Consider the following 5,577-nt stretch of genomic DNA (forward strand, 5'->3'; position numbering starts at 1 on the left):
AATCTCTTCATCCATCGCTTTTACCACGGCATCACCCACTTCGGGTGCGCTCATCTGAGGCTGCATATCATACGTTTTCACCTGCGGGCTTGGGATCAATACCCGTGTCTCATTTTCATACGGCTCTTCGATACCGCCGTTAAAGAAAAAAGTGACATGGGCATATTTTTCGGTTTCAGCCGTATGAAGCTGCCGCAATCCCGCACGCGAAATCACTTCGGCTAAGGTATTGACAGGGGCATCTTTCGGAAACAATACCGGATAAGGGAAATTTTTATCGTACTGCGTTATCGTGGCCAAATGGGTCGGAACAAATGTTCGATCAAATCCACTGAACTCTTTATCTCCGATCGCAGTCGTGAGCTCACGCATCCGATCGCTTCGGAAGTTGAGAGTTAAAACAGCATCCCCCTCTTTAAATCCCTCATATCCGTAAAATGCACTCGGCGTAATAAACTCGTCGCTCTCTCCGTCAGCGTAGGCATTTTCAATGTAATCGGCAACACTTTGTTCGCTTTTAGGGGTAGCACATACGATGGCATCATAACCTTTCTGGACACGATCCCATCGATTATCTCTATCCATAGAGAAAAATCGCCCGCCGATTGAACCAATTTTTACATTCGGATAGCCGTGTGCATTGATCGTATGTAAAAAAAGTTTTGCCGAAGTGGGAGCCACATCACGCCCGTCCGTAATGAGATGGAGCCACACCTCTTTTCCCGCTTCGGCAGCGATCTCCGCCACTCCTGCAATGTGATCGATATGAGAATGGACACCTCCATCGGACATCAGAGCAATCAGATGAAGTCGCTTGCTGGTTTTGAGTAATGAGGCAAAGACTTCATTTTGGGCAAACTTTCCCTCCTCAAGGGCAAGAGAGATTTTGACCAGATCCTGATACAATACCCGACCGCTTCCGATCGACATATGTCCCACTTCGGAGTTACCCATTTGCCCCTCGGGGAGACCGACGCTCAAACCGAACGTATCGATCAAAGAGTAGGGAACTTCGCTAAATAATCGATCATACGTCGGTTTCTTGGCAGTGTGAAAGGCATTAAAATCGCATTTAGGCGAGTAACCGATGCCATCTGTAATGACCAAAACGGTTTTTTTGCTCAAATTGGCTCCTTCGATTAATCAAACTTTTGGGGGATTATATTAAAATGTCACTTTTGCATTGCTTTTAAAATTTAATCACAAAGAGTTCATAGAATGTTATATTGGTTTCACCAGACTCTCGGCATTAATCTATTTCAGTATATTACCCTCCGCGCAGGGGTCGCTTTTTTCATCGGAATGCTTCTCACCCTCTTTTTTATGCCCCGCTTTATCGCATGGGCGCAACGCTCTGCACGTGTGCAGCCGATCAACGAATACGTCAGCGCCCATCAGGGAAAAGCTAAAACCCCGACCATGGGAGGGATCGTCTTTGTTGCCGCCACCGTTATCGCCTCTTTACTGACGGTCAATGTTATGAACCCTTTCGTCATCGGCGGACTACTTACCCTTGTCTTTTACGCCTATATCGGATTTACCGATGATTGGGGAAAAATCAAAGGGGGCGACAACCTCGCGGGGCTCAGCGCACGTGCCAAACTCACCCTCCAAGTAATTTTCGGAATTGCCATAGGATTGTTTTTGATCTATGTCGCCAAACTCGAAACGGGATTTTATGTTCCGTTTATCAAATCGAGTCTTTTTGACATGGGGGGATGGAGCGTCACTTTTTGGGTGTTCGTCATTATCGCTACCTCTAACGCCGTCAACCTCACCGACGGGCTAGATGGATTGGCAACGGTTCCTTCGATTTTTGCACTACTCTCACTGAGCATCATCGTCTATATTGTAGGGAATGCCGCACTCGCCCACTACCTTTTGATGCCTAAAATTCCTGCGGGGGAAGTGATGATCATTGCCAGTGCGCTGATGGGTTCACTGCTGGGCTTTTTGTGGTTTAACTGCCATCCCGCACAAGTCTTTATGGGAGATAGCGGTTCTCTCACTATCGGTGCATTTATCGCCTATATGGCAATCATCGGAAAAAGTGAAATCCTCCTTATCCTTATCGGACTTATCTTTGTCATCGAAACCGTCTCCGTTATTTTGCAGGTCGGAAGTTATAAACTTCGTAAAAAACGGGTCTTTTTGATGGCACCGATCCATCACCATTTTGAGATGAAACAGTGGGCGGAGAACAAAATTATCGTCCGTTTCTGGATTATCTCGCTCCTCTCTAATATCTTTGCACTTATTACTCTAAAGATTCGCTAATGAAAACTCAAAACATCGCCTGTTTCGGCTACGGGAAAACAACCCGTGCCATCGCAAAACACTTCGGCCCTTGTACATTTTTCGATGACAAAATCACCGTCCCCTTTGTCGATGAAGAGGGTAACTCCCTCAAACCGATCAGCGAGTTTGATACCCGTCTCTTTACCCATGAGATCCCCTCCCCCGGTTTTCCTCCGTCGCATACGTTAATTCAAAAAGCGACTCACCTCATCAGTGAATACGATTTTTTTGCCCCGCAGATGCCGTTCTCGATCTGGATCAGCGGTACCAACGGTAAAACAACGACAACCCAAATGGTTGAACATCTCTTAGGCGATAAAGGGGCTATCAGCGGCGGCAACATCGGAACGCCCCTCGCCGACTTGTCACCCGATGCCCCGATCTGGATTTTGGAGACGAGTTCGTTCAGTATGCACTACAACAACGTAGCTCGCCCCAACATCTATGCCCTCCTCCCCGTTACCCCCGATCACGTTAGCTGGCATGGGAGTATGGAAGAGTATTACAACGCCAAATTAAAGCCTCTCTCGATGATGAGAGAGGGTGAAGCGGTCATTTTGCCGAAGATGTTTGCCGATGCCCCGACAAAAGGGTTTAAAATCGTCTATGAAGATGAGAAAGACCTAGCGGCATATTTCGGGTTTGACGCAAGCAAAATTAAATTCAAAGGGGCATTTTTGATGGATGCCATGATCGCGATGGGGATTGATAAAATTCTCTACGACCGTTGTGATTATGACCGTATCAATGCCTTTATCCTTGATCCTCACCGTCAAGAGGAGTTCCGTGATGCTCGTGATCGCCTCTGGGTTAACGATTCCAAAGCAACCAACATCGATGCGACATTAGCCGCTCTGCGTACCTACAGCGATTATCCGATCCATTTGGTTTTAGGAGGGGATGATAAAGGGGTAGAACTCGAAGAGCTCTTTACACCGCTTAAACGGTACGATCTGAGTGTTTATGCAATCGGTGCTAATGCTCTCCGTCTCGAAGCACTCTGTAAGCAATACGATATCCCCTGCGTTCTCTGTCGTACCCTCGATGTGGCAGTAGAGCAGATCAGCAAGAAACACAACCGCCACAGCATCGCGATGCTCTCCCCTGCGGCGGCGAGTTTGGATCAATTTAGCTCGTATGCAGAACGGGGCAATCTATTTAAAGAGCTGGCAAAAGCGACGAAATAGTCGTTTAAGCGGCTTTAAGCTTATTTTTAAGCTTGTGAAGCTATAATTTCACCCTCACAAACGTGGCCAATTAGCTCAGTCGGTAGAGCAAATGACTGAAAATCATTGTGTCCTTGGTTCGATTCCGAGATTGGCCACCACCACGTTTCAAACTCCCTCAAAAAATAAAACCCAACACTAAAGTTTAGAACCTTTTCTCATACGTTACCAGCCAATTACGCCCTTCACGTCGCAACCCCTCATTTTTCCCTTGATACGACGGGTAAATCACCGGTTCATTAAAAAGATTTTTAGCACTCACCGTTACGGTCGAAGATTCATCCATGTCATACGCTATTGTCTGATCGATAATCATTGTGGAATCGTAGGTTACTCCATTACCAGTGTTATCACGATCATATCCCTTTTTAGGACCGCTGTAATACCATGCCGTATTAAAACTCAATGCTTCACTCCACGGATAGAGAAAATACCCCTTGCTCAACACCTCAGAAATCTCAGGACTTTGAAATAACACCGGATTGGTATAGCTGGGCGAAAAATACTCTGTTTTCACATAGGAGAGATTTGCCATCAATTCAGACCCGTTTCCGAAGCGGCGGGTAAACTCCAGCTCTGCCCCTTTGGCGTTGCGCTGTTTATGGTTGGCATAATCCCCGACAAAAGAGGGTGGTTCATCTTCTATACGGTCAATCACATCTTGCATAACCGAGTAAAACAGGTTTGTACGTATAATCGTAGACTCATTTTTATGGGTATATGCCAGTTCATAGGTGTCGATCAGCTCCGGAGTCAAATTCGGATTTCCGTTTTTTAACCCTTCCTGTGCCGATTCAAATGCTTCGACGTACGAAGGGGCTCTGTAGGAGCGTCCATAAACCGCTTTGAAGATATTACCCTCATCAAGCCGATAGACGGTACCCAAACGGTAACTGGACATGGTTTCAAACAAGGCGTAATTATCTAACCGCACATTGGCAGAGAGGTCCCAATCGTTGTTGATCGAATAGATATCCTGAACGTAAGCAGATTTGATCCATTGATCATTATCGCCATTCAAAAACCCGTATTGTCCCTCCATATACACCAAAGAAGGGCTGGCGAAAAATGGACCGCTGTCTGGCTGCATACGTACAGTAGCACCAAAGACGTTCTCCAGCGTATTAATCTTTTGTGCACCGATCCCGATCATCCACGCATGGTCTTCACAATTTTCCCCCTTCAGGTTCATATCGAAATAGGTATTTAATTGGCGATAGGTCGGATTCATCCGTAAAATCATACCGCTTCCGCCATAATCTTGATACACCGTCGAATCAAACGTAAAAGCGTAATAGTTCACTCCGACTTTCGTCTCCAAATTCAGATCATGATCGAGGGGGTGTCTGTTTTGCACTTCAAAAATACCGCTTTGATTGTGCTGATAGCCGCCAGTTACCGGTTCAAGCGTTTCGTTTAGCCCGTAAAAGTTATCGGTCACTTCCGATTTGTATCGGGCTATCAAGGTAAAATCGCTGTTTTTTGCCGTAACACCAATCGAATAATCTTCGAAATTTTCTAAGCTGTTGTAATCTGTACGGGAATATGCCAGTTCATTTGAGGAGACAAATGAACTGCCTGCATCTAATGTTTTGTTGCTGTGCTGATGGTAGCTGTCGATTCCGACATTCCATTCACCGATATTGAGATGTTTGACAAATCCGGCTTTGGTATAATCATAGCTCCCTATTGAGCCGAATACCGCATCACTCGTTCCACTCTGCGTACTTTTCGTGATGACGTTAATCGCACCGCTGAACGCTCCCGGACCGTAAATCGTCGAAGCCGACCCGCGAAGTACTTCGATACGTTCGATCAGCTCAACCGGAAAATCGAGATAAAAGTAGCTGGTGCTGTAAAGATCGCTTCCGACATCTACCCCGTCGATATAGAGTTTATATTTGTCAAAAACAAAGGTATCGGGGTTGTGCGCTCCGCGAATAATGACCTTTTTCCACCCCGTATGGAGAATCGATGTTTCGATCCCCGGAAGCAACCCGATCGCTTCATGCAGATTGCGGATACCGATTTTTTTAAGCTTATCGGCATGTAA

General features: G+C 46.2%; 4 protein-coding genes and 1 tRNA gene. 3 read left to right on the top strand and 2 right to left on the bottom strand.

Going from position 1 to position 5,577, the window contains the following annotated elements; translation table 11 throughout:
* Positions 1-1,125: 2,3-bisphosphoglycerate-independent phosphoglycerate mutase (gpmI, locus tag A2517_RS06440; protein ID WP_294895276.1), on the bottom strand; the 1,125-nt coding region annotated here is incomplete at its 3' end.
* Between the two features lie 93 nt (positions 1,126-1,218).
* Between gpmI and mraY the strand changes: the two genes are divergently transcribed.
* The 3 genes from mraY (at position 1,219) to A2517_RS06455 (ending at position 3,625) form a co-directional block, all read left to right on the top strand.
* Entirely contained in the window at positions 1,219-2,277 is a 1,059-nt protein-coding gene (gene mraY, locus A2517_RS06445; RefSeq protein WP_294895278.1) for a phospho-N-acetylmuramoyl-pentapeptide-transferase, read from the top strand.
* Entirely contained in the window at positions 2,277-3,485 is a 1,209-nt protein-coding gene (gene murD, locus A2517_RS06450) for a UDP-N-acetylmuramoyl-L-alanine--D-glutamate ligase (protein ID WP_294895280.1), read from the top strand. The genes mraY and murD overlap by 1 nt, the downstream gene beginning before the upstream one ends.
* A 64-nt stretch (positions 3,486-3,549) precedes the next feature.
* Positions 3,550-3,625, top strand: a tRNA-Phe gene (locus A2517_RS06455).
* A 44-nt stretch (positions 3,626-3,669) separates the two neighbouring features.
* Here A2517_RS06455 and A2517_RS06460 read toward each other — a convergent pair.
* The coding region (locus A2517_RS06460; protein ID WP_294895281.1) for a TonB-dependent siderophore receptor at positions 3,670-5,577 on the bottom strand (1,908 nt) is incomplete at its 5' end.

It is taken from the genome of Sulfuricurvum sp. RIFOXYD12_FULL_44_77 (genome assembly GCF_001830725.1).
GTDB classification, from domain to species: Bacteria; Campylobacterota; Campylobacteria; order Campylobacterales; family Sulfurimonadaceae; genus Sulfuricurvum; species Sulfuricurvum kujiense_A.

Coding starts and splice junctions, on each gene's coding strand:
- mraY (WP_294895278.1), top strand. CDS start 1,219: ATGTTATATTGGTTTCACCAGACTCTCGGCATTAATCTATTTCAGTAT.
- murD (WP_294895280.1), top strand. CDS start 2,277: ATGAAAACTCAAAACATCGCCTGTTTCGGCTACGGGAAAACAACCCGT.